This window comes from Nocardia wallacei, assembly GCF_029869545.1.
Lineage (GTDB): Bacteria > Actinomycetota > Actinomycetes > Mycobacteriales > Mycobacteriaceae > Nocardia > Nocardia wallacei_A.
Window position 1 is genome coordinate 1 of sequence record NZ_JARWQD010000205.1, and the last position, 24,629, is coordinate 24,629.

18 protein-coding genes and 3 pseudogenes are annotated in these 24,629 nt (G+C 67.2%); 15 read left to right on the plus strand and 6 right to left on the minus strand.

Annotated elements, in window-relative coordinates:
• On the minus strand, positions 1-1,319 hold a 1,319-nt coding region (locus tag QH290_RS16975), incomplete at its 3' end, for a glycosyltransferase 87 family protein (RefSeq protein WP_280383845.1).
• A 198-nt stretch (positions 1,320-1,517) separates the two neighbouring features.
• Here QH290_RS16975 and QH290_RS16980 point away from each other — a divergent pair.
• From QH290_RS16980 to QH290_RS17010, 8 genes and pseudogenes are all read left to right on the plus strand, one after another.
• Complete coding sequence (locus tag QH290_RS16980; RefSeq protein WP_280383847.1) at positions 1,518-2,585, plus strand: DNA polymerase IV; 1,068 nt, start codon at positions 1,518-1,520, stop codon at positions 2,583-2,585.
• A 74-nt stretch (positions 2,586-2,659) separates the two neighbouring features.
• Positions 2,660-3,445: an enoyl-CoA hydratase/isomerase family protein gene (locus tag QH290_RS16985; protein WP_280268611.1), complete on the plus strand. Its 786-nt coding sequence runs from the start codon at positions 2,660-2,662 to the stop codon at positions 3,443-3,445.
• 32 nt (positions 3,446-3,477) lie between these two features.
• The gene (locus tag QH290_RS16990; protein ID WP_280383849.1) at positions 3,478-5,316 is read left to right on the plus strand and encodes a hypothetical protein; all 1,839 of its coding nucleotides are present in this window, start codon (positions 3,478-3,480) and stop codon (positions 5,314-5,316) included.
• Between the two features lie 51 nt (positions 5,317-5,367).
• Positions 5,368-5,811, plus strand: a pseudogene (locus QH290_RS38100) (alcohol dehydrogenase catalytic domain-containing protein); the annotation flags it as partial.
• Between the two features lie 91 nt (positions 5,812-5,902).
• Positions 5,903-6,529: pseudogene (locus tag QH290_RS38105) on the plus strand (zinc-binding dehydrogenase); the annotation flags it as partial.
• Between the two features lie 43 nt (positions 6,530-6,572).
• Positions 6,573-7,145, plus strand: coding sequence for a TetR/AcrR family transcriptional regulator (locus QH290_RS17000; protein WP_280268608.1), 573 nt, complete (start codon positions 6,573-6,575; stop codon positions 7,143-7,145).
• A gap of 124 nt (positions 7,146-7,269) precedes the next feature.
• Positions 7,270-8,463, plus strand: coding sequence for a Cmx/CmrA family chloramphenicol efflux MFS transporter (locus QH290_RS17005; protein WP_280268607.1), 1,194 nt, complete (start codon positions 7,270-7,272; stop codon positions 8,461-8,463).
• 48 nt (positions 8,464-8,511) lie between these two features.
• Positions 8,512-8,919: a nuclear transport factor 2 family protein gene (locus QH290_RS17010; RefSeq protein ID WP_280268606.1), complete on the plus strand. Its 408-nt coding sequence runs from the start codon at positions 8,512-8,514 to the stop codon at positions 8,917-8,919.
• A 9-nt stretch (positions 8,920-8,928) separates the two neighbouring features.
• Here the strand turns inward: QH290_RS17010 and QH290_RS17015 are convergent, their stop codons facing one another.
• The 3 genes and pseudogenes from QH290_RS17015 to QH290_RS17025 all read right to left on the minus strand — a co-directional run.
• Positions 8,929-10,047 (minus strand): serine hydrolase domain-containing protein, encoded by a 1,119-nt coding sequence (locus QH290_RS17015; RefSeq protein WP_280383851.1) that lies wholly within the window; start codon positions 10,045-10,047, stop codon positions 8,929-8,931.
• A gap of 68 nt (positions 10,048-10,115) precedes the next feature.
• Positions 10,116-10,970: a helix-turn-helix domain-containing protein gene (locus tag QH290_RS17020; RefSeq protein WP_280268604.1), complete on the minus strand. Its 855-nt coding sequence runs from the start codon at positions 10,968-10,970 to the stop codon at positions 10,116-10,118.
• A 53-nt stretch (positions 10,971-11,023) separates the two neighbouring features.
• Positions 11,024-11,509: pseudogene (locus tag QH290_RS17025) on the minus strand (ATP-binding cassette domain-containing protein); the annotation flags it as partial.
• A gap of 179 nt (positions 11,510-11,688) precedes the next feature.
• Here QH290_RS17025 and QH290_RS17030 point away from each other — a divergent pair.
• From QH290_RS17030 to QH290_RS17060, 7 genes are all read left to right on the plus strand, one after another.
• Entirely contained in the window at positions 11,689-12,063 is a 375-nt protein-coding gene (locus QH290_RS17030; protein WP_280383853.1) for a hypothetical protein, read from the plus strand.
• A complete protein-coding gene (locus QH290_RS17035) occupies positions 12,060-13,142 on the plus strand; it encodes a tyrosine-type recombinase/integrase (protein WP_280383854.1) in 1,083 nt (360 codons plus the stop codon). Before QH290_RS17030 ends, QH290_RS17035 begins: the two co-directional genes overlap by 4 nt.
• The gene (locus tag QH290_RS17040) at positions 13,139-14,521 is read left to right on the plus strand and encodes a hypothetical protein (RefSeq protein WP_280383856.1); all 1,383 of its coding nucleotides are present in this window, start codon (positions 13,139-13,141) and stop codon (positions 14,519-14,521) included. Before QH290_RS17035 ends, QH290_RS17040 begins: the two co-directional genes overlap by 4 nt.
• 591 nt (positions 14,522-15,112) lie before the next feature.
• Positions 15,113-16,774, plus strand: coding sequence for a hypothetical protein (locus QH290_RS17045; RefSeq protein WP_280383858.1), 1,662 nt, complete (start codon positions 15,113-15,115; stop codon positions 16,772-16,774).
• 264 nt (positions 16,775-17,038) lie between these two features.
• Complete coding sequence (locus QH290_RS17050; RefSeq protein ID WP_280383860.1) at positions 17,039-18,919, plus strand: ABC transporter ATP-binding protein; 1,881 nt, start codon at positions 17,039-17,041, stop codon at positions 18,917-18,919.
• 706 nt (positions 18,920-19,625) lie between these two features.
• Positions 19,626-20,435: a hypothetical protein gene (locus QH290_RS17055; protein ID WP_280383862.1), complete on the plus strand. Its 810-nt coding sequence runs from the start codon at positions 19,626-19,628 to the stop codon at positions 20,433-20,435.
• Between the two features lie 73 nt (positions 20,436-20,508).
• Positions 20,509-21,303 carry a dihydrodipicolinate synthase family protein gene (locus tag QH290_RS17060; protein WP_280383864.1) on the plus strand — a complete coding sequence of 265 codons (795 nt, stop codon included), beginning with the start codon at positions 20,509-20,511 and terminating at the stop codon, positions 21,301-21,303.
• A 151-nt stretch (positions 21,304-21,454) separates the two neighbouring features.
• Here QH290_RS17060 and QH290_RS17065 read toward each other — a convergent pair whose 3' ends face one another.
• Together QH290_RS17065 and QH290_RS17070 are read right to left on the minus strand one after the other, a co-directional pair.
• Positions 21,455-23,197, minus strand: a complete 1,743-nt coding sequence (locus QH290_RS17065; RefSeq protein ID WP_280383865.1) for a hypothetical protein — start codon at positions 23,195-23,197, stop codon at positions 21,455-21,457.
• A gap of 382 nt (positions 23,198-23,579) precedes the next feature.
• Positions 23,580-24,509 carry a hypothetical protein gene (locus QH290_RS17070; protein WP_280383866.1) on the minus strand — a complete coding sequence of 310 codons (930 nt, stop codon included), beginning with the start codon at positions 24,507-24,509 and terminating at the stop codon, positions 23,580-23,582.
• Positions 24,510-24,629 lie beyond the last annotated feature (120 nt).

Consider the following 24,629-nt stretch of genomic DNA (forward strand, 5'->3'; position numbering starts at 1 on the left):
CCCCCCCCCCCCGCGCCCCCGCCCGCGCGCGCGCGCGGGCGGCCCGGCCCGGGGGGCGGGCGGCCCCCCGCCCGGGGGGGGCCCCCCCCCCCCTCGTCATTCCGGCGATCCGCGGAATCGAGCCGCGACGGTGCGGCCCGGTGTAGCCGCCACAGCAGCACCCCCGCCGCCGCCAGCACCACGGCATAGATCAGCACGTACGCGTTCATCAGCAGCGGGGCGACCGTCCACCACGGCGGCAGCAGGAACACCCCGACGCTGACGTAGGTGGGGTTCCAGTGGTAGGCCCAGGCACCGATCGCGAGCATCAGGGCCACGGCGGCCACCCACCAGCCCGGCCGGGACTGCGCCCGATGGGCCAGATAGACCAGCAGCGGCACGAACCACACCCAGTGATGTCCCCAGGCGAACGGCGAGATCGCGCAGGCGGTCATGCCCGCGAGGGTGATCGCGAGCAGGCGTTCCCCGTGCCGGTACAGCCCGGCGGTGACGACCAGGCTGGCCGCCGTCGCCCCGCCCGCGACCAGGATCCACAGCCACATCGGCGCCGAGTGCAGATGCAGCAGATGCGCGAGCGCGCCGCGAATCGACTGGTTGGCCGGGTGCGCATCCTCGCCGATCCGATTGGACTGGAAGAAGGTCGAACCCCAGTACTGCTTGGAATCCCCGGGCAGCGCCAGCGCCGACAGCGCGATGGTGGCCACGAACGTGCCCGCCGCGGTGGCGGCCGAACGCCACTGCCGCATCGCGAGGAACTGCACGACGAAATAGAGCGGCACGAGCTTGATGCCCGCCGCGACGCCCACGCCGATGCCGCGCAGCCGGCTGCGATCCCCGCGCGAGAAGTCCCACAGCACCAGCGCCATGAGCATGAGATTGATCTGCCCGTAGTACAGGGTGGTGCGCACGGGTTCGATGAACACGCAGGTGAGCGCCATCAGTGCGCTGACCGCGGCCAGCTTCCGGTCGATCCGGTAGCCCAGCAGCCGCCAGCTCAGCAGCACACACCCGAACAGCACCCCGAGATTGATCACCATCCACGTATTGGTGACCCAGCCCCACGGAAACAGCGCGATGGGGATGAACGCCAGCGTCGAGAACGGCGTGTAGGTGTACAGCAGCCCGAAGTAGGTTTCCTCGGTATACAGCGAATGCCCGTGCAGGATCTTCCAGGCGCCGTCGCGGTAGATGTGCGCGTCCAGCCCGCCGTCGAGGATCCCGGCCTTGTCCAGCCAGGGATCGACCGTGGTGAAGACGAACACCACCGCGGCCACGGCGGTGACGGCCAGGACGAACAGCGTCGGGCGGAGGTGCGACAACCTGGGGGGATACGAAACGTTCACTAGTTTTCCGTCATTCACCTGCTATCACTTCGTTCCCCGACCTGTCGCGCACCTGTTGCCGATCTTCAAACTATCCATTCGGTCGGTTGTCTACATGCCCCAAACGTTCCGGTCCAAATCGTGTGATGTGCAACTGATCGCCGCAAGTGCCCCGAACCGGGCAGACTGTCTGGTGTGCCCAGGTGGCTGCTGCATGTCGATCTCGACCAGTTCCAGGCGGCGGTGGAGTTCCGCCGGCACCCGGAACTGCGCGGGCTGCCGGTCATCGTCGGCGGGAACGGGGATCCGTCCGAACCGCGCAAGGTGGTGACCTGCGCGTCGTATCCGGCCCGGGCCTTCGGGGTGCGGGCGGGCATGCCGTTGCGCACCGCGGCCCGCAAATGTCCGGACGGCGTCTTCGTGCCCCTGGACATGACCACCTACGAGGCGGCCTCCGAGGAGGTCATGGATCTGTTGCGCACCTTCCCGGTCCGCGTCGAGGTGCTCGGCTGGGACGAGGCGTTCCTGGCCGCCGACACCGACGATCCGGAGAAATTGGCGCACGAGATCCGCGCCGCCATCGCCGGACTGGACCTGACCTGCGCTATCGGCATCGGCGACAACAAGCTCCGGGCCAAGCTCGCGACGGGCTTCGCCAAGTCGGTGGGCAAAGGGGGATCCGACGCGGTGCCCGAACACACCGGCGCCGGACTCTTCCGGCTCACCGCGGGCAACTGGACCGAGCTGATGGCCCACCGCCCGACCAGCGCCCTGTGGGGCGTCGGTGCGCGCATCGCGAAACGGATGGCGGACCTGGGGCTCGAGACGGTCGCGGACCTGGCCGCCGCCGACCGCACGGTGCTCGCCGCCGAGTTCGGGCCCAACACCGGGCCGTATCTGAAGGCGCTCGGCCACGGGCTCGGCGACACCGATGTGGTGACCGAGCCGCGAATACCGGTGGGCCGCAGCAAATCCGAGACCTTCCCCCACGATCTCACCGACCGCGACGAGATAGCGGGGCAGGTGGCGCGCCTGGCCGCCGAGGTCGCCGAGGAGATGGCCGCGGCGGGACGCATCACCCAGCGCGTCGGGGTGACGGTGCGCAGCAGCACATTCTTCACGCGCACCAAACAGCGCAAGCTTCCGGCTCCCACCACCGATGTCGACGAGATCGTGCAGGCCGCCGGCGAGGTGCTGGCCCGGTTCGAACTCGACCGACCGGTCCGGCTGCTGGGCGTCCGCCTCGAGCTGGTGCCGCAGTGAGCGCGCGAGCAAACGTTTCGAATCGGCATCGTGCGGCAAGATCAGACAGCAGGAAATCCCACGGAAGGCAGCGCATGACCGAGTACCAGACCCTGCGGTTCGAGCAGAGCGGCAGTATCGCCAGGATCACCTTGAACAAGCCGGAGGCGGCCAACGGCATCGACGACGTCCTGGGCCGGGAGCTCGCGCAACTGGCGGGCCGGTGCGCCGACGATCCGTCGCTGAAGGTGGTCACGCTGACCGGCGCGGGCAAATTCTTCTCCGCAGGCGGCGATCTCAAGGCCATGGCGGCCCAGGGATCGGGCGCCGGGAGCTACGTCAAACATCTGGCCGAGGATCTGCACGAGGCGATCTCGTCCTTCGCCCGGATGGACGCGCTGCTGATCACCGCGGTGAACGGCACCGCGGCCGGTGCCGGATTCAGCCTCGCCATCGCCGGGGATCTGGTGATCGCGGGGGAATCCGCGTCGTTCACCATGGCCTACACGCGGGCGGGCCTGAGCCCGGACGGCGGCGCGTCCTACTACCTCCCGCGCCTGATCGGCCTGCGCCGCACCCAGGACCTGATGCTCACCAACCGCGCGCTGTCCGCCGGTGAGGCCCTGGACTGGGGGCTGGTGCACCGGGTGGTGCCCGATGCCGAGCTCACCTCGGTCGTCGACGAACTGGCCGACCGGTTCGCCGCCGGGCCCAAGCACGCCAACGCCAATGTGAAGAAGCTGCTGCTGGTCAGCTCCAGCCACAATCTCGAGGAGCAGCTCGCCCGCGAGGCGGCCTTCATCTCGGCCTGCGCCGACTCCGCCGACGGCCAGGAGGGCATCGCCGCCTTCCTGGGCAAGCGCACGCCGACCTTCGACTGACCTCGGAGCGATCGGCACTACCGTGGGTGGCCATGAACGTCGCCCCGGTTGCCGCCCCGGCGCGTGGTGCGGCGCGATTGCCCGCACCCCTGGTGGTCGCGGTATGCCTCGTCGCGGTGCAGCTGGGGGTCCGGGGCTGGGCGGCGGGGAGCGGATACTTCTACTGGGACGACCTGATCCTGGTCGGTAGGGCGGGGACGTATCCGCTGCTGTCGTCGGATCTGTTGTCGTACAACCACGATGGGCATTTCATGCCCTTGGCCTTCGTCGTGGCCTGGGTCGTGACGAAGGCGGCGCCGCTGGTGTGGGCCGGGCCGGTTGCCTCGATGCTGGTGCTGCAGCTCGCGGCCTCGCTGGCCGTGCTGCGGATGCTCCTCGTGCTGGATTCCACTGCGGCCGTGGGCGTTTCGGTACGGCGCACCCGTTGGTTGATCCTGCTGCCGTTGGTCTTCTACCTGTTCTGTCCGTTGACGCTGCCGTCGTTCGCCTGGTGGGCCTCGGCGCTGAACGCGCTGCCGCTGCAGATCGCGCTGGCCTGGGTGACCGGTGACGCGGTGCTGCTGGTTCGCACCGGCCGCCGCAGGTACGCGATATCCGGAATCGCCGTTCTCACAGTGTCTTTGCTGTTCTTCGAGAAGTCGGTCGTGGTTCCGTTCGTGGCCTTCGCCGTGGCGGCGCTGGCCGGTCATATCGACGGCCGGGGCGGCGTCGTGCGCGCCGTGGCCCGGCGCGGCGCGGTGCTGTGGGCGGGTTCGGCGGCGGTGCTGCTGTGCTGGCTGGCCGTCTATCTCACCGTGCTCGACACCTCCGGCGTCCACAGCAACCTCGGCGGCCTGCGCAACCTGCTGCACAGCGCCACGTCGCTGGGCATCGTCCCGGCGCTGCTGGGCGGGCCCTGGGCGTGGGCGCGGTGGCTGCCGTCGACACCGTGGGCGGTGCCGCCCGGCTGGGCCGTCGGCGTGGCATGGCTGGCCGTGGGCGCACTGGCGGTGCTGACCATCCGGACCCGTGCGCGGGTGGTGCCGGTGTGGATCCTGGTGGCGGCCTACGTGATCGCCGCCCAACTGCCGGTGGCACTGATCCGGGGCGGGCCGAACACCGCGGCCGAACTCATGCAGTCCCTGCGCTACCTGGCCGACGTCGCGGTGGTCCTGACGGCCGCGGCCGCACTCCTGCTGCGATCGCAGCCGCGGACGAGCGCCCCGGGCCGGGTTCGCGCGCGTGTGGGGTCGAGCGTCCCGGGCGTGGTGGTTGGGCTGGTGGTGTTGTTCGTCGTCAGCAGTCTCTGGTCGACGGGTGCGTATGTGCGGTCCTGGTCGGTCAGTCCGACTCGGACGTACCTGACGAATGTGACGGCCGCGCTCGCCGCGGACCACACTCCCCTGCTCGATCAGGAGGTGCCCTGGGGTGTGCTGAGCCCGCTGGCGTATCCGCAGAATCTGAGCAGCCGGGTGCTGTCGTCGGTCGCACCGGACGCGTTCGCCGATTCGACGCCGCGGCTGCGGATGATCACCGACACCGGCGAGGTCGTGCCCGCGCAGGTGTGGTGGAACCGCGGTATCCGGCCCGGTCCCGAACCGGGTTGCGGCCATCGCGTCACCGGCGAGGCGGCGGTCGAACTCCCGCTCGACGGACCCATGCTCGACAACGGCTGGACGGCCCAGCTCAACTACTTCGCCGACCGGGACGGCCGCATCGTGGTCGGACTCGAGCACGGCCGCGCCGTCACCGCCCCGGTGCGAGCGGGGTTGCACACGGTATTCGTGCGCGTGGTGGGCAGCGGTTCGGTACTCCGAATCGCTTCCCGCACACCGGGATTGGATCTGTGCATCGGAGCCGGTCCGGTAGGGGTCGCCTCCTACGATCGCTGACCCGCCCGCGGATCCGCGCTCGGCACGCGCACCGCACCTATGCTCGGACCCATGCAGTTCTGGGCGATGGTGGCACACGAGACGGACAGCGGCGTGGTGCTGGCGCGCGAGGAGGTCGGCGACGACTTCCTCGGTGCGGGCACGGTGACGATCAAGGTGCACTTCTCCAGTGCCAATTTCAAGGACGGGCTGGCGATCACGCCGGGCGGCGGGGTGGTGCGTAACTACCCGATCATCCCGGGCATCGATCTGACCGGCGAGGTGGTGAGCTCCGAGGACCCCGGATTCGCGCCCGGCGACCTGGTGGTCGCGCACGGCTACGACATCGGCGTCGCGCACAACGGCGGCTTCGCCGAATACGCCCGCGTCCCGGCGGAGTGGGTGGTGCGGCTCGACGGCCTCGGCACGCGCGAGGCCGCGGCCCTCGGCACCGCCGGATTCACCGCGGCGATGAGCGTGCAGGCGCTGTTGGAGCGCGGTCTGACCCCGGCGTCCGGCCCGGTGCTGGTGACCGGGGCGACCGGCGGGGTCGGCCCCGGCGCGGGGGGCATTCTGGCCGGGGGCGGGGCCCGGGGGGGCGCCGGGGGCCCGGGGCACGGCGGTATTCACGGGGGTTTTGTGGGGGCTGGGGGTTTTGGCGGGGGTTTTGCCCCGGGCGCCGGGCCGGGTGGTGGTGACGGGGGCGACGGGGGGGGTCGGCACCGTCGCGGTGGACATTCTGGCCGGTCTCGGATTCGAGGTGGTCGCCTCGACCGGCAAGACCGACGCGGGCGACCGGCTGGCCGCGCTCGGCGCGAAATCGGTGATCGGTCGGCTGCCCGAGGATCCGGAGGCCGGGCTTCGCCCCTTGGACAAGGCCCGGTGGGCGGGTGCGGTCGACAGCGTCGGCGGCAAATCCCTTGCCTACGTGCTGAGTTCGATCCGATACGGCGGTGCGGCGGCGGTGAGCGGCCTGACCGGCGGTACCGCGCTGCCCACCACCGTGATGCCCTTCATCCTGCGCGGCGTCGCGCTGCTGGGGATCGACTCGGCCCACTTCGCGATCGACAAGCGCCGGGAGCTGTGGGCGCGCCTGGGCAAAGATCTAAAGCCGCAACACCTTTCGGACTACGAGAACTACGCCCCGGTCACCGAGGCCGAACAGGTGCTGTCCGCGATCCGGGCCGGGCACCATTCCGGCCGGACGGTGCTGGGCGTCGCCGGAGAGTTCTGAACTGTTTTGGACTGAAGTATCCAAAAAGTGTTACGGTGGGCGCATGGCACGACCCAAGCAGTTCGACGAGGAGCGGGCGGTGGGCGCGGCGCTGCAGGCATTCTGGACCGCCGGCTACGACGGCACGTCCACGCAGGACCTCTGCGCGGCCACCGGCCTGGGGCGAAGCAGTATCTATAACACCTTCACCAGCAAGCACGATCTCTTCGAGCGGGCACTGCGGCGATACATGGCCGAGAAGAACGCCCGCATGTTCGAACTGCTCGACGGGGAGGGCTCGGTCAAGGACAAGATCCGGGCACTGCTGTGGCTGAGTGTGGATGCGCCCGCGGATGATCCGCTGGGCTGCCTGGTCGTGAACGCCACGGTCGAGCTGGGTCAGCGAGATCCGGCCATCGACCGCATGCTGCGTGCCGACGAGGACGAGCGATCGGCCGCGCTGCGCGCGGTGATCGCCACCGGCCAGCGCACCGGTGAGATCGACAAATCCAGGGACGCGGACGATCTCGCGCATTTCGTGATCGCCACGATCGGCGGCATGCGCGTGGCCGCCCGCGGGGGTGCCACGCGAAAGACGTTGGAGGGCATCGCGAATGTCGCGCTGACCTGCCTGTGAGGCACCGCGCTCAGAGGCATCCATCGGCTTGATGCCGCGTCAATTTTGTACTGAATGATCTAAAAAATACGACCTTGTCGCGTTCCAATTATGGACCGAGCGATCCAAAACAGGAAGGAACTCCATGCCCGCCGCCGTCTACATTCTGGGCCTGGCGATCTTCGCCCAGGGCACCTCGGAGCTGATGCTCTCGGGGCTGCTCACCGAGCTGTCCGGCAGCTTGGGAATTTCGGTGCCCCAGGCCGGTTGGCTGATCTCGGCCTTCGCGATCGGGATGCTGCTGGGCGCGCCGATCCTGGCCGTCGTCACCGCGCGCTGGTCCCGGCGCACCGCGCTGGTGTCCTTCATCGCGGTATTCATCGCCGCGCACGTGGTGGCCGCGCTGACCTCGGATTATCGCGTGCTGCTCGCCACCCGGGTGGTGTCGGCGTTCGTCTACGCCGGGTGCTGGGCGGTGGCCTCGCTGACCGCCGTCGGGCTGGTCCGCGAGAACGAGCGGGGCAGGGCGATGAGCATCGTCGCCGGCGGGTTCGCCGTCGCCAATATCGCCGGGCTGCCCGCCGGGACGTTCATCGGCCAGCATCTGGGCTGGCGGGCCGCCTTCTGGGCGGTCGCGGTGCTGTCGGCGGTGGCGATGCTCTGCGTGCTGGCCGTGATCCCGAATTCGCGGTCCACCGAGGCGCCCCGGGTGCGCCGCGAGCTGCGGGGCCTGGCCACCAGGCCGGTCGGACTGCTGTACGGAACCACCATCCTGGCCACCTCCGCGCAGATGGCGGCCTTCGCATACCTGGGCGCGCTGGTGACCGAGGAGACGGGGCTGGCCGACGGCTGGGTTCCGGTGGTGCTGCTCGTGTATGGACTCGGTGCGGTCGGTGGCATCATCGTCGGCGGGCGGACCGCCGACTCCTACCCGATGCGGACCCTGGTCGTGGGAGTGTCCGCACTCACCGTCACCCTGATCCTGCTGGCCGCCACGGCGCGGTACGCGATTCCCGTTGTGGTGCTGGCCTTCCTGCTGGGCGCGTTCGCGCTCGCCATCAACCCGCTGCTCAACAGCCGGGTCTTCGCGCTGGCGCCGACCGCGCCCACCCTCGGCGCCGCGAGCAACACCGTGGCCTTCAACGTCGGCATCACCGTGGGCCCGTGGGTGGGAGGTCTCGCGATCGGTGCGGGCCTGGGCTATCCGTCCGTGGCGTGGATCGGCGCGGTGCTGGGCGTGGCGGCGCTGGGGGTCGTCGGGTGGACCCGGGCGCTGGAACGCCGCGGTACCCCGGCCGCGGCCCCGGCGGCGCCGCGGCTGGCCGAGGTCGATGCCTGAGCCCCAGAACGTAAGTAGCACAAGGTAATACGAGAAGGAGCAGCAACCATGAGTGACACCCGTACCATCGCCGAGACGTTCTTCCGCCGGGCGCGCGCAGGCGAATTCGACCTGATCGCGGAGATGTTCGCCGACGAGGTCGACTGGAACGTCCCCGGGGCGGCGCAGGTGCCCTGGATCGGTCGCCGCCACACGAAGGCCGAGGCCGCGGAGTTCTTCCGCCAACTGCCGACCTACCTGCAGGCGGAGGAACTGTCGGTGGAACATCTCGTCGTCGACGGGGAACAGGCCGTCGGACTGGGGAATATGCGCCACCGGGTGAGGTCCACCGGCGAGCTGTTCGCGTCCCCGTTCGCCTTCCACCTCACCGTCGAGAACGGCCGCATCACCCGCTACATCGCCTACGAGGACAGCTTCGCCCTCGCCCGCGCCTACGGCGTGATCGCCACGGCCTGACCGATCGCGCTAGCCGCCTACCGCGGTCTGCTGGAAGGCGGCCAGCGCCTCGTCGATGGGATGGGGTTGCGGCTGGCCCGAATCGGAGAGACTGTGCCAGCGCTGCAGGTTCACCGCGAACGACAACTGCCGCTCGCCGTCGGCGCGGATCATCGACACCGCACCGCTACCCCACGCCGAGCCGTCGTGACCCCACCACGTGCCGTGACCGGGGACCTCCCAGCGGTGCAGGCCGAGGCCGTAATCGATGATCTTGCCCTCGAAGGAGACGACCGGGACGGTGCGTTGCATCTCCGTCAGCGACGAGCGGCCGACGATCTCGCCCGCGAGCAGCAGGCCGAAGAAGCGGTTGAGATCCCCGACGGTCGAGATCAGCGACGCCGCCGGGCTCACCCAGGACATGTCGTACACGCTGTAGTCGCGCGGCGGATCGATCATGCCGAACCACGCCTCGTAGTGCAGCGAGTGCGGCCCGTCGATGTGCGGCCCGGTCGGCAACTCGGTGTCCCGGAGCCCGGCGCGCTCGATGACGTTCCTCGTGATCCACTTCTCCGCCGAGGTGCCGGTCACCTGCTCCAGGAGTTGACCGAGCAGCAGGTAATTGGTGTTGCAGTACACCCCCGGTGTTCCGCCCGGCGTCCCGACGGCGGGTGCCGCGACCCCCATGCCGATCAGCTCGACCGGGTGGAATTGCGCGAACCTGTTGTCGTCCAGGCTTTTCGGCGTCGTCTTCGCCGGGGCGGGGAATCCCGTGAACGACGGGTAGGCGTGCGGGATGTATTCGGCGAGGCCGCTGGTGTGGTTGATCAGCATCCGGACCGTGATCCCGGCACCGCGTTGGCCGGGGACCAGCCGCGGCAGGTAGTGGCCGATCGGGGTGTCCAGGCCGACCTCACCGCCCTCGACCAGTTGCAGCACGGCGGCGGCGGTGAAGGACTTGGTGATGCTGCCGACGCGGTGCCGCATATCCGGTGTGACGGGGCGGCCGGTGTCGACGTCGGCGACTCCGGCGGCGCCGCGCCAGATCTCGTCGCCGTCGCGCACCTCGGCGAAGACTCCCGGCATGCCCGCACGGTGGACATCGGTGAGGGCGGTCTGTAGCGCGGCGGTATCCAGGGGTGTGGTCACGACGGGTGTCCTCTCGTGGTCGATCGGTGTCCGGGCCGCCGTATCGGCCGCGCCCGAGGTGACCACCACTATCGGCCGACGAGCCCCGATTGATATTGGAAAAATGTTCCCCAGGCCCGGTAGCGGTCCTGGGCGATCGCGGGCAGGTAATTCGACGTCAGCGCCCCCGGCGTATGGTCCGCGAAGATCGATACATCCCGGCACAGATGAGCCTGATCGGTGTACCCACAGGTCGCCGCGACGTCGGCGGCCGGTCGGCCCGCCAGCAGGCCGTCGACCGCGTAGCGGAAGCGGACCAGCATCGCCGCCCGCTTGGGTGTCAGGCCGATCTGCGATTCGAACCTGGCCCACAGCCGTTTTCGGCTCCACCCGGAGGATTCGGCGAGTTCGCCGACCCGCACCCGGCCGTGCGAGGCGAGGATGCGATGCCACCCGGCGATCACCTCCGGGTCCGGCGACCGCATCGGCCTGATCTGCTGTGCAAGAAACGATTTCGTCAGCGCGAAGCGACCCTCCCAGGTCGCGGCGTCCGCCAACTGCGCGCGCAGCCGTCGCGCCCGCGGCCCCCACAGCTCCTCCATCCCGACGGCCCCCCGCCCCAACTCGGCCGGGGGAACCCCCAGCAGCGAATACGCCTGTATCGGCGACAGGCGCACCTCGATGCACTCGGCCCGCTCGCTGCGAATGCGCATGGGCTCGGCGGGCAGCCCGACGACGAACCCACCGAGCGTCCGCCGACCATCGGCGTCGTCGACGGTCAGCCCCCGGTCCCCGAATTCGATCACCAGCGTGACCGCGGGTGCCCCCGCCACCCGCAGGTCCAGCCCCCCACCGTCGCGATACCCGATCATCGCGGCACCCACCGGCGCCGCGGCGCCGTCCCGCTCGACAACGCACTCGCGGCCGGAGTCGATCGTTCCCACCCGTCCAGATTACGGAAGCGGTGCGGCGGCCACAGGAAACCGCCTCGCCCCGCTCACGCGGCGACCGGGGCGTCGCTGTCGTCGGCGAATTGCGTGCGGTACAGCTCCGAGTAGCGGCCGCCGGCGGCGAGCAGCTGGCCGTGTGCCCCGCGTTCGATGATGCGTCCCTCCTCGAGCACCAGGATCTGGTCGGCGTTGCGGATGGTGGACAGGCGGTGGGCGATGACCAGGGCCGTCCGGCCCTCGAGGGCCGCGGTGAGGGCCTCCTGCACGGCCGCCTCGGAGGTGGAGTCCAGTGAGGCGGTGGCCTCGTCGAGGATCACCACGCGCGGCTGCTTGAGCAGCAGGCGGGCGATCGTCAGGCGCTGGCGCTCACCGCCGGAGAGCCGGTAACCGCGCTCGCCGACCACCGTGTCCAGCCCGTCCGGCATCGACTCCACCAGATCGAGTAGGCGGGCGCGGCCCAGCGCGTCCCACAGCTCGGCCTCGGACGCCTCGGGCCGCGCCAGCAGCAGATTGCCGCGAATGGTGTCGTGGAACTATCGGTTTTTTGGGGCGAACTCACCCCCGTTTTCCAGACAGAACCATGCTCTAACAGCCGCAGGGGGTGGGGCCGGTGGTAGAGCCGTTGCTGCCCCCCGTAGTTCCTCCGGTCCATGATCACCAGGGCGTTTCCGGCAAGCCCGGTCGTAGCCTCGCCGTTGACCTGGCGCGCCGAATGCCGGTGATCGAGATCCGCGAGCGGATCGTGCGGGCGCACTACGCCCTCCGGCCGGTAGACCTCAGAGGGCGTGTTACCGATCGGAATCTGGCTGCCTGCCTGGGCTGGGAGCCAGGACAGCGGCTGGCATGGCATCTCGAGGACGACATGGTCATCTTGTCGCCGGGCCGCCGCGGCCAGGCACTCGTCACCAGCCGTGGGTACCTGCGCCTGCCCGCCCGGCTCCGCCAAGCCACCTCGACGCACGTCGGGGACCGCATGCTGTTCGTAGTGCGTACGGGCGCAGACTATTTGATCGCGATGCCGCCGCGGGTGGTCGATGAGATGGTGACAGCCCGTCTGGCGGGTGTCGCAGAAGCAGGTGCGTTGTGACCGATGCAGCACTCGGAGACAGGAACCTTGCGGCTGTCGCTGCACTTCTCGACAAGTTCGGTGTAGCCGCTGACGATCTTCTCGCTCTGTCTGGTGCACGCCGGACGGTTCCCACGTTCGGTGAGTACATCCCGGTTGTCATCGCGGCGATGCCCGCAAATAGGACCCGGGAATCCTTCGGTGCCTATTGGCGCCGACTGCTCGCCCAACCGGGCTGGAGTGACAAGCGGCTCGACGAGGCTACGGCTACCGAACTCAAAGGGCTCATCGAGTCGTTGAAGGCTACGCGGCAGGTACGCCGTAACGACCGCGGCGGTTGGGGAACGGCATATAACGCGACGGCAGCGATACGACACTTGTACCGGCAGGCCCAGAATGACGGCCTGATCGATGCGGGGCGGAACCCGGCACGTCACCTTCCGGTCCCAGCGAAGATGCCGTCGAGCAGGCTGGCCATCCCTGACGAGATTCTGGTTCAAATCAACAGATTCGCCGCGATCAGCGGTAACGATCCAGAACTCGACACCCTCATCCTCCGGCTACACACCGAAACAGCGTGTCGCCAAATCGGTGCGCTGCGCCTCCGCCCGCAGGACCTCGATCCGGCCCAGTCACTCGTCTTGTTGCGAGAAAAGCGATGGGTCGAGCGATGGCAACCGGTCTCACCGACACTGATGGCCGCATTGCTGAAACACCAGCAAGACGGAGGCGCCGCACCTTCCGAACCGCTGCTCCGTTATCGAGACGGGCGGCCGCTCACCCGCGAGCGCTACAACTACCTGTGGGAACGATTGCGCAAATACGTGCCCGTCGTCGACGGCCGCGGCATCACCATCCACTGGATCCGCCACACCACCGTCACATGGGTCGAGCGAAACTTCGGCAAGGCGGTCGCCAGGGCGTTCGCGGGCCACGGCGTCGGATCCGTTACCGACATCTACACCGAAGCAACGATTCATGAGGTAGCGGCTGCACTCGCGGCGCTCACCGGCGAACCACATCCCCTCGCAGGAAGTCTCGGCCTGCAGTTTCCACCGTTGGCAGCCGGCACCTCATGTCATCCAGGAGCAGCACGATGACGAGGAACAGTCCAGACATCGGGATGCCCAACGGTCCGGCACCGCACAGCCCGGTACCGGTCGACTCCAACGCCGGGGCGACGGCGGAGACCGCACCGAATCGACGGATTCAGCGTCTGCGCGAATCCGACCGACCGCAGCTGGGGAACGGTGAGCGCGACGACAGCCTGTCTGACCGAATCGAGAAAGCACGTGCTCGGGTAGCGAAGCAGTACGACCCGGCGCTGTACGAGGAGATGTCGGAAGGCGAAATCGACGAGGAACGCCACCTCCACAAGAGCATGCGCACGAAACGGCGGAGGATGCGCAAGCGCGTCTTCGTTCGGCAACTCGCAGCGGAGTTCCGTCGTGTCAAAGCCACCGAGCGTGCCCGGCGTCGCGAGGAGCGCGAAAAGCGCTGGCATGAGGAGGCGTTATCCGCCCGGCGGCGCGTGACCGACCCGAATGCCAAGGTCGGCACGCTTCATCGTCGAGCGACGGTGATGTCACGGAACCTTGGCGTGGTCATCGTCGGCGCGCTGTTGTGGTCTGCGGTCAACGTGGGCCGAAATCTTGTCCCCGACGGCAGTGGGCCGAGCGGACCGACCTGGTGGGCCCTGTGGGGCTTGAGTTTCGGCATCGAGTTCGTGGTCTCGATCCCCATCTTCGAGATCATGACGCTGGCCTCCACCGCAGCCCGACACGGGCAGAAGGTGGACCGCTCCAAGGTCCTCTTGTTCGAGGGTGCCTTGCTCCTCCTCACAGTGTCGCTCAATGCCGGTCCTCACCTGGCGGACGATGATCTCGGTCGCGCGGCCCAGTACAGCGTGGCACCGGTCATGATCGTCGTCTGCCTGTGGCTGCACGCCTGGCTCTCCAATCGATATGCAGACCTGATCGACAGCGTCATGCCGGAGTCGACTAGCGCCGACCCCGATAGCCCTTCGGGCACAAGCGAATCTGCCAGTCCGGGCGCCGCGCACGAGGATGACGCAAAGCCTCTACTCCAGGGCCTTGCCCCGGAGTTGGCGACTGCCACCACCGTCCAACCAGCTCCACGGATCGCAGGCGAAATGCCCGGTGACCCGGAACCTGATCCGCAGCGCGATGAGTTCGGTCCCACCGCAAGCGATTTGCCGACAACGGCACTGGATCAGTGCGAGCGGATCGCATATCAACTCGTAGTGCGCAAGGAGAGCAGGCTCAACGAGGACCACCTGGTAGCGGTGCTCCGAATGGCTCAGAGCGGCGCCAACGCCCACGCCATCGCCACCCAAATGACCGCAACCACGGGAACCAGATTTGCCAGATCCACGATCGACCGCGCGATCGACCGGGCGCGGCAGTTCGGCCTGCGCACCAACAACGTCGACCAGGAGGTGACTGCCCACAGCGCATGATGCCAACGCTCGCCGGGCCACGACGTAGCTCAACTACTAGCAATCACGGTCCGGCGACACCGTTGGCCTAACCGAAAACCCCAACAAAAGAACAAAGCCCCCAGCTGCAACTGGGGGCGCACAACCCCGAAGGGCTGCAGCTTGCTAAGCACGTCCGAGGGTAGCTCACGCCTGCACCCGGCCGCAACAACGGCCGGAATCGGCGGCACCTCGCCGTACCCGCCGAGCCTTGAGCTACCCCAACTCCACGAATTACTCTCCGCCGCAATCGATCACCGATACACCCAGACCCAGGCCCAGCAGATCTGGCGGCTGGCCGCCCTGCTGGCCGCGCGGGGTTCGATGCGTCTATGGGATCCCGCGCTGGGGGCGTACCGCGAACGCGCACAACGACTTACACGCCGTCTGCCCACTCTGCCGGCCGCGGTCCCGTTGTACGTCCGCGGAAAGACACGCATCCTGGCCCTAGATTTCGACGCTCGCCAGAGCAGCGCTCAAGAGGTCGCCGACGACGTGTGTCGGTGCCTGAACTGGATCGGCCAATGTGGCGGCCGCGCAATCGTAGACCGCAGCACCAGCGGTGGATGCCACGTGCTGGTACCCCTGCCGATCGGCACCGCGCTCGGCCGCAGCCAGATCGAACCGATCCTCCGACAATTGGCGGCACGGCTCAACACCCTCGACATCACGCCGATGCTCAATCCGTCGACCGGATGCATCACCCCACCGGGAACCCGCACCCGCGAAGGCGGATTCCGCACACTCATCGGCGCCCTCGACGATGCCGTTGACACCCTCACCGTCCGCTCAGCCCCCGGATTCCTTGCCCGACTCACCGAACTTCTCGGCGGCACCCACACCCGATCCGGCAAAACCAAGGGCAATGGCAGCCTGCGCGCGGCGTGCACACCACAGCCAATCGCATCGCGCGCGCCGAGCACACCGGCTGCCGATAATCCCCAACTCTGGGAAGGCGTCGGCGAGCACGCGCGATTGCGCGCACAGTTCCGCCGCCACACGCCCATCCCGCGCGCTGTGCGCGCGTTCGCCATCGACGGCATCGGCGCACGGGATGGCCGCTGGCGCACACGCACCGGGCGCCAGGACCGCTCCGCCGCAAGACAATCGGTCCTCGCAGCCGCAGTACTGCGCGGCTACGCACTCGCCGACGTCCGCGCCCAACTGCCCGCCTCCGGCGGCGACTGGGCAGGGTTCTGGGCCTCCTACGACCGGTACGGGCGAGGCGCCGCCGACGCGTTACGCCGCGACTGGGTCAAAGCTTGCGACTGGGCGGCACGCACCGCCCCCGAATTCCTACCGCCCGCGCACAAGCAAAAAGATCACACAGGGGGGTGGAGGGGGGATCCGTACCGCGCACGACGACAAACCGAATGGCTTGCCGCAGCAACGCTATGGCTGGACGCGCAATGGCCGGGCTCGCCGAGGCGGGGCACCATCCTCGCGCTCCTACAAGGCCTCGCCCATGCTTCCGTCGTCGCCGGCACCGTGGTGCACCGAGTTCCGATGGTTGAGATAGGCGGTCGGTCGTTGTCGATCATGGCCTGTCTCCCCGAAACCACAGTCTGGGAAGCACTGCGGGATCTGCGGGATCGGCCAGGTTCGCCGATCTTGCGAACCCGCCGCGGCGCCGGAATGCTGGCCGACCAGTACGCACTGGTCACCCCGAACATCAACGGGCGCCGGGTGCGGCCGGACGCGATCCATATCGATCGAGTTCGGGTCGAACCGGTCCACGAGGCATGGAGCGTCCTCGGTCTCCACTGCCGCAGGCTTTACGAGCTCGTCGCCCACCACCAGCTCGGCACTCCTGCCGATGCGATCGCGGCCGCCAAAATGAGTCGCAGCGCCGGATACTCCGCCCTAGCGACCCTCACCACCGCAGGCCTGCTGGTCCACCAGCACGGCACGATCACCGCCGGGCCGGTGCACCTCGACAGCATTGCCGTCGCCCACGGACTACCGCAGGAGCGCCGCGAACGAATCGCACGTCACCGAGACCAGCGCACGGCCTGGCACCAATGGCTCCACAATCGCTTCAGCCTCCACGCCGACACTCCGGCCCGAAGGCCTGTTCCCGTCACACATGCTGACCCTGCCAGTGCGCGCAACGTGAAGGTGGAGGCAGCGAAACCGTGCACATCTGGTCGAGCCCCCACGTGCAGCTCTCATACGGACGCCATTCCAACCCGAAACACGCAGATTGATGCCCACCCGCGGCCTGCTCCCGTATGAGCCTGCCCACCGGCCAACGGCACAGCAGGTGAATCGCCCACGTTGCGCTCACCGCATTCAGTCCCCGCGATCATTCGTGCACGTCGCGCGCAGAGTGCGCGATGGTGCTGGGCCGAGGTCCAACGACCACGCCATCAGCACCCATCTGCCCTTTCGCCTTGGGCGAATCGAGACCGGCCAAGGTGTGACTTGCTCTCAACCATTGTTGAGGTCTTAGTGTCGGTGCCCTCGGGTTCAATAGCCCGACGACGAAGGAGCGAGCAGATGAGTATCGAGTCGGAGGCGTGGAGTCAGCTCTACCGGCAGGCCCATGCGCCGCAGGAACGGCGCGCGCTCAGCCGCGCCACGGCTCGGCGCATCCTGCGGTTCGCGCGGCCGCACCGCCCGCAATTGGTCGGATTCCTGATCTTCAGCATCGCCTCAGCGCTGTTAGTAGTGGCCAATCCGGTGCTGGCCGGCCAGGTGGTCAACAAGATCGTCGGTCACGCGGCGCCGAGTTCTGTCGTGCTACTGGCACTGGTCATCGGCGTCGTCGCGGTAGCCGATGCAGCACTCGGCATCGTGATCCGGTGGCTGTCCTCACGCATCGGTGAGGGCCTCATCCTGGACCTGCGCACGGCCGTATTCGACCACGTACAGAAGATGCCGATCGCCTTCTTCAACCGCACCCGCACAGGCGCGCTCGTCAGCCGACTCAACAGCGATGTGATCGGTGCGCAGCGCGCATTCAGCACCACGCTGTCCGGCGTCGTCACCAACCTCGTCACGTTGCTGCTGACGCTCGTCGTCATGGTGCAGCTGTCCTGGCAGATCACCGTGCTGGCACTGCTTATGCTGCCGCTGTTCATGATCCCGGCACGGCGGATGGGCACTCGGGTCGCGAGCATCCAGCGCGAGGCAGCACAACTGAACGCCGCGATGAGCACCCAGATGACCGAGCGGTTCTCCGCTCCCGGCGCCACCCTGGTCAAGTTGTTCGGGCGGCCGCAGCAGGAATCGAGCGAATTCGCCCTGCGTGCAAGCCGAGTACGTGACATCGGAGTCCGCACGGCGATGCTCCAGACCGTGTTCGTCACCGCCCTGACACTGGTTTCCGCGCTGGCGGTGGCGCTGGTGTACGGCCTCGGCGGGTGGTACGCGCTGCGCGGGCAACTCGATGCCGGTGCGGTGGTGTCGCTGTCGCTGCTGCTAACCCGCTTGTACACTCCGCTGACTGCGCTGGCGACCGCCCGGGTCGACATCATGTCGGCACTGGTCAGCTTCGAGCGCGTCTTCGAAATCCTGGACATCAAACCGCTCATCGAGGATGCAGCCGATGCCACCCAGGTACCAACCGGCCCGGTCGCAGTGGAGTTCGACTCGGTGCGCTTCGGCTACCCAGCGGCGGACAAGGTGTCGCTCGCGTCGCTCGAGGATGTCGCAACGCTCGATACCCGCGGCGGTGAGGAAGTGCTGCACGGGATTTCGCTACGCGCCGAACCCGGCCAGATGGTCGCACTCGTAGGCTCCTCCGGTGCGGGCAAATCTACGATTGCCCAGTTGGTTTCGCGCCTCTACAACGTGGATTCTGGTGCCGTCCGGCTCAACGGAGTGGATGTGCGTGGGCTCACCGCCCGGTCGATTCAGGAGACGATCGGTCTAGTCACCCAGGACGGGCACCTTTTTCATGACACCATTCGTTCCAACCTCCAGCTGGCCCGGCCGGACGCCAGCGACGCAGAAATCTGGGATGCGTTGCGGCGCGCCCGGTTACGTGATTTGGTCACCTCCATGCCGGACGGGCTGGACACGGTGGTCGGCGAGCGCGGTTACCGGCTCTCCGGCGGTGAGCGCCAGCGCCTGACGATCGCCCGCCTGCTGCTCAAGCAGCCGCGCGTGGTGATCCTCGACGAGGCCACCGCCTCGCTGGACTCCACCTCCGAGGCCGCAGTGCAAGAGGCGCTGGCCGAGGCACTTGAAGGCAGAACGTCGCTGGTCATCGCACACCGCCTGTCCACGATCCGCAGCGCTGACCAAATCCTCGTTCTCGAGGCCGGCGAGATCATCGAACGCGGCACCCACGCCGAACTGCTCGCCCTCGGCGGCCGTTATGCCGAGTTGTACCGTACTCAGTTCGCCGACGATAGCGGTGCAATCGCGGCATAGTACCCGGGAGGCGCGCAAGTTGGGATCTCCAGCCGCAATTGGCGAGGTTGCTGTCGTGCGGCATCCAACCGTCCTTCGGCGGAGCGCCTAGTTTGATCCGCGCCAACACACGCACCGTGATCGGACGTTGCTTAGGTACTGCCCCTCCACCTCGCCCCGATCATCTGAAAGTGTTGCGGGACAACAGGTGTGGACGGAACCGATCACGAACGATGTCGACGCTGGCGGCCCGGATCACCATAGCGCGTTCTGCGCTGACCGGGCCGCGGCGTTGCGGGAGCTACGCCGAGAGGGTTTGGTCAGGGTTAATTCCACAGGCGAGAAGCCCAGTGTGTCTCTACCGCCAGTTGGTTTGACCTGCAGAAAATCGGGCTCGGCAGGGTCTCGGAGAGCAACGACTTTTCCCGAATGACCTTCCGGCACGCCGACCGCGTGCGCGGTAAACCACACCTGCGGTGGTCGACCGTCCGCGATGTTCCTCGCGATCTGCCGAATATCGCTGTCGGACAACGGCTGAGGGCTCGTATGAGTGGATGACATCGTGCACTCCGTGAGGATCGACGGCGTATGAACTCCAGCATGCCGGACGGCACCGACAAACTCACAGCGCTCGCCACCTTGCGAGCGCGGCCGCGTTGTCCAAGGCCGGGCAGCAGTTCTGTCGCGAGCCATCGACGTGTCACCGCTGCGAATGATGATGGACCGCATGAGCATTCCTGACGAACTCGAGATGTCGGTGACTGGTGTTGCCCCGGATGTGGTGAAGGCGTTGCAGCGTGCGGCCGCCTTCGCTGCTGGGCAGGACCGCCGGTGGATCGGGATCGAGGATCTGCTGATGGCGGTGATCGCCACGTCGCCGTTGGAAATGTGGTGGCCCCGCGAGGGGCAGGGGATGCTCGACGGAGGCCGGATCGCCGACCCCGACATCGGCAATCACTACCTCAAGCTGACCTACCGGGAACTGACCCAGCTCGTCGCGGTCATGGTCCCACCGGCTCCCGACGGCGCGCCCGCGCCTAACGAGTCTCCAGAGGTTCGCTACACCGTCGCCGGCCCCAACGCCGACCAGATCACGGCCTGGATCGACGAACCCGACACCACAGCGACCCTGGCTGCTGCCCTGTACGGCGACGACATCAACGACCCTCGCACCCCGCCGCAACCACCGTATATGCAGGACACGGCGACAGCGTGGGTGCAACCGGCGCATCTGGACGAGGCGGCAGCGTACGTTTCGTCGCCCGACCGTCCGGCCGCGACGTGGCAGGTCGCCACCCGTGACAGCGTGCCCGGCGATGCGGTGAAGCACTTTCGTGCCGACAGCCCTGGAATCGTTGTGGACGAGGTGTATTCGGCGTCGCTGCTGGCGATGTTCGCCGGGAAGCTCGTCGAACTCGATGACGACACCAGCATCGCGGCGATCGTGTGGTCCGCCAAGACGGCCGGTATGGGGTACTGGCTCCCCAATGTCGCCGTCTATACCAGCGACAATGACCGGCACGACCGCCGGGAATGATCGTAATGCCAGACACGCCATGGGCCGTGCATGGCTACTCGACTCTGGCGTACGGGTGGTTAGGAACACGGGCATGACCATGTCACCGATCGTTGCCCTCGCGACACCGTTCCGGTCCGACGGTTCTATCGATTACGCGCCACTGGGGGAATACCTGGCGTTGCTCGACCACGCGGGCGTCACCAGCGTGCTGGTCAACGGCACCACCGGCGAATTCGCGAGCCTGACCATCCAGGAACGCCGCCAGATCACCGAGTTCTGCCGCAGCGCCTGGCCACACCGGCTGATCGTGCACGTCGGAGCCACAGCCGAACTTCTCGCATACACTCCTGTCCGGATACGCAACAGTGACGGTGCGGAGCTGACAACGTGCGTCGCGCAGTGGGCCGAGGACACTCAGCAGACAGTTCTCGAGGTGGTTGCGGATTCGCGGTGGGGCATCAAAGTGGTGAAATCCATTGGGACCCATTCGATGACGGCGGCGGGGCTCACTGCTACGCCAGTGCTTCCGGTCGCGCAAGGTAACCAGCCGGAATGTTTCGCACTGACCGCGGTCGTGAACTGCTGGGCGTCTTGGCGCGGAATGTCGACTATCCCAACAAGGTTCGCGTCGCCCGGTGTGCAGGCTGCCGAAACCCAAGGGTTGATGCGGTCGACGACCGGTCTATTGGTCGTGTTCCGATGTTGCGAAGTCGATGATCATGTCCTCGATGCTCATCCCTGCGGCGTAGGCGCGGGCTTTGAGTTGCTTGTAGGCATCTTGCGGGAAGCGGACGGTCACCGCGATCAGGATGCCTTCCGGTCCTTGTGCTGCCGGTGGCAGTTCGATCTCCGGTGCGTCGGTATCAAAGGTCAGGTTGTCGAGTAGCCGTTCGGGCCATTGCTCTCCGTAGGCGTCGAGCATGTCGGCATAGAACCGGTACATTCGCGCTTCGGCTGCAGGGTCTGCCATCCGGGGCGTCCCTCTCTTAAGAGGCCAAGCTTCTTATGGTTCGTGGCGTTCTGGAGCGTGGATGCGGCTATTCGTCGTCCAGGCAGACCGGTTGCTGCTGGGTGGGACGGCATTGTGCGATGAAGTCGAGCAGGATCCGCGTGTCGCGTTTGCTGAGGTTGACCGCGAACCGGTGGTCCACGCTGGCGTCGAGGCGCCCGCACAGTGCGGCGATGTGTTCTGGTGTGCCAGCAGGTTTTTCGTTGGTGTACCAAGGGCGGCTGTAGACGCTCCAGGTGGAGGGATCCTCGAGGTGGGTGGGTTCGACGCCCCAGCGACGCAACTCGGTGACGAGCGCTTGGGCGTCGTGGCGGCTCAGCGCTGGTGGGCGCCCGGCCTCGAGCCTGGCGACGATCTTCGACTGGACGTCGTCCCACGATGCGGCCGGGGCAAGTCCGTCCGGCTCGGTGGGTTTGCTGCGTGCCGGTCCGGATTCGATGGCCGGGGTGATGCGGGCGTGTTCGGGCACGGTGCCGGTGTCGAACACGATGGAGGTGGCGAGTTCGCAGAGGTCGGGGTCTGCTTTCCAGTCGGCGGTGACGGTCTCGATGGTCGGCTCACCGTCCGGGCCTGGGGTCCAGCGGATGCGCCATTCGTCGTGGCGCCAGCGGAACTCGGCCGTCGCGGCCACACCGTATCGGCCCGACAGCGTCGCGGCGAAGTGCTTGATCGCCGCGGCCCGGGATATCGGCAGGGCGGCGAACTTCCGCAGCGGAGAGACCTTGCCGGGCGCGACGGCCCGGACGGCGTCCCAGTCGACGTCGGGAATCTCGAGTAGCCCCTGCACGTCGGAGATCTTGTAGAGGGCGACATCCAGGGTGCGGCCCCGGAATTCTGTCTGTGTCCATCGGGTCGGCGTGATCCAGCCGGCAGCGACGCAGTACTCGAAGTCGCGGCGCCGGATGCCAAGGTGTGTCGCGGCCTCGTTCGGTCCGATGACACGCTGGCTGAGGACGTGTTCATCGAGGGCATCGTCGTCCAGCAGTGCGTCGATGTCGGCTTGCGCGTATCGGCCCGCCTTGCCGGGCATGATGCGGCGTTCGCGCAATACCTGGGTGAGTTCCTGCGATGTCCAGCCCAGCAGGCTCACCGCCTCATGCTGGGAGTAACTGTGGTCGAGCCACTGCTGGTGCTCAAGCGTGGTTCGCCGGATCGCGTCGCCGTGGTCGTCACAGAACGCGTCGATGTCTCGCACCGAGTACGTCGGTGATCCCTTCCACTGACTCACGGCCGTGAGGTGCCCTTGCCGGACCAGCAGCCGGAAGTCCTCCGCGGAGAACGGCACACCGAGACGGTCGGCTATCCGGTCGGCGCCTCGCCACGCGCCGATCGGGAACTCGGTGCCGACCTCCTCGAGGATCTGGGAGACTCGACTGGCTACGGAGTCGATCACCCTTTGGGACCAGCGTCCATCGTGTCCGTGCTCGGGTATCAAACCCATGTGCACCGCCACCCGGAACTGCCACGACTCGAGCCTCAGCCGCAGCGCGGCATCGTCCTCGTCATAGCGGCTCTCGTCTTCCCATTCATCGACCAGAACGGATGCATCATCGATGTCGTCCACGGCGAGGGAAGCAAGCAGCCGATCGAGCCGAATCACCCCGTCCGGGTCACCGCCGCTGTCGTCCTCACTACCTCCACAGTCTCGCGCGGGCGCGGTATCGGCATCACTCGGCTCGGCAATCCGCTCCGGTGTCGCCGGCTTGCCAATCAGATTGCTCTGTTGCCTGATTCGCTTCTGCCTTTTACGGCTACGGCGTCGTTTCGACATGGTTGAAATGAATACCGGGCAACCAAAGGAAAACGATGCATCCCGTCACACGGCGTGTCGCTTCGATTCACTACCCATGACATAGTCCTATACCTATTCCTATGAAATGGCAACAGTCGCAGGGTCCGATACTCAGCAGTCCAGCAGTTCGACAGTCTCAGCTGTGGCTGGGGCTTCATAACCCGCAAAACTTCATATCTGTTCATCTGTATGTTTGTACGTCGCTATTTCTATGCTCCGACGTACCGGTAATCCGTGCCACCTGGCTGCCAAGTAGCAAGTCACGTATAAGCGCACTGACTCGATAGTCGGCACCTTGCTTGGTGTGCAACGTGTTTCGAGGACTGGCCCAGTCAATGCAGGCATGAGCGGATCTCCGGTGCTATGCGCAATGATCTGTGGCGTGTGAAAGGTTTTGCAGGAAGGTGTATTTCGAGGTGTAGTCGGTGCTGGCAGGGATGTTCTGGTCGTTGAGGTATCGCTGTGTCCAGGTCTTGAGGTGGTCGAGTTCGTCAAGGATCTCGGTGCGGCATTCGCGCCTGTTGCCGCGGGAGTTGATGTATTCGATTTCCAGCTGCTGCAGTACTGCGCCGTTACCGGTGACGGTGCAGCGGTCGGTCATGAGTGAGTAGATGTGCCCGGTTTCGCTGCTTTCGAGCATGGCGTCGAAGCGGATCCGGTCGAAGCTACCCAGGTAGCTGGCGTCGAGATCGAGCTGTCTGGTCAGGTAGGCACCCATGTCCGCGGTGGTGGCCATGTGGTGCGGGCAGTCGAGTTTGCGTTCGGTGCGGGCGAATCCGTCGTGCTCGAACTGTTTGCGTTTGATGGTGTAGCCGCCGTTGAGACGTGGGATGAAGGATGCGTAGCCGCGGTCGGCCGGGGTGGGGCCGGTGATGTCGAACATGTGGTTGCCGAACTGCCACAGCTCGAAGTCGTTGCGGAACTCCGCGCGGTACCGGTGCAGCTCGCCGCGGCCGATCTCGGTCTTGATGTCGCGGGCGAGGGCGTAGATGTCGGTCTCGGCGGGAAGGGTGAATTTGTGCTCGTACTCGATGTCCGGGTCTTGGGTGAAGTACCAGCACTCGTGGCTCCCCACCGTTGCCGAGTACGCGGGCAACTGCTGCAGTGCCTGTGCCAGCACGGCGGGCGGCGGCGGGTACCGGCGGCGCGTGGCCGCGTCGAGGGTGTCGACGTGGTGGAACAGGCAGTCGTCGGCGCCGAGGCGGATCGGCAGGTACACCAGCCATCCGTTCGCGTCTGGTGCGAGTAGTGCCAGCGGCATCGCGTCGGGCACCGGTCGGTTGCCGTGCACATGGACGGTGAGGTCGGTGTAGGTGACCGTCTCGTGGGGCGCGCCCCCACCCCCCCCCCGAGGGGGGGGGGGGGGGGATCGGGGTGGGGGCGAAACTGTACACAACACGCGACGGGGGGG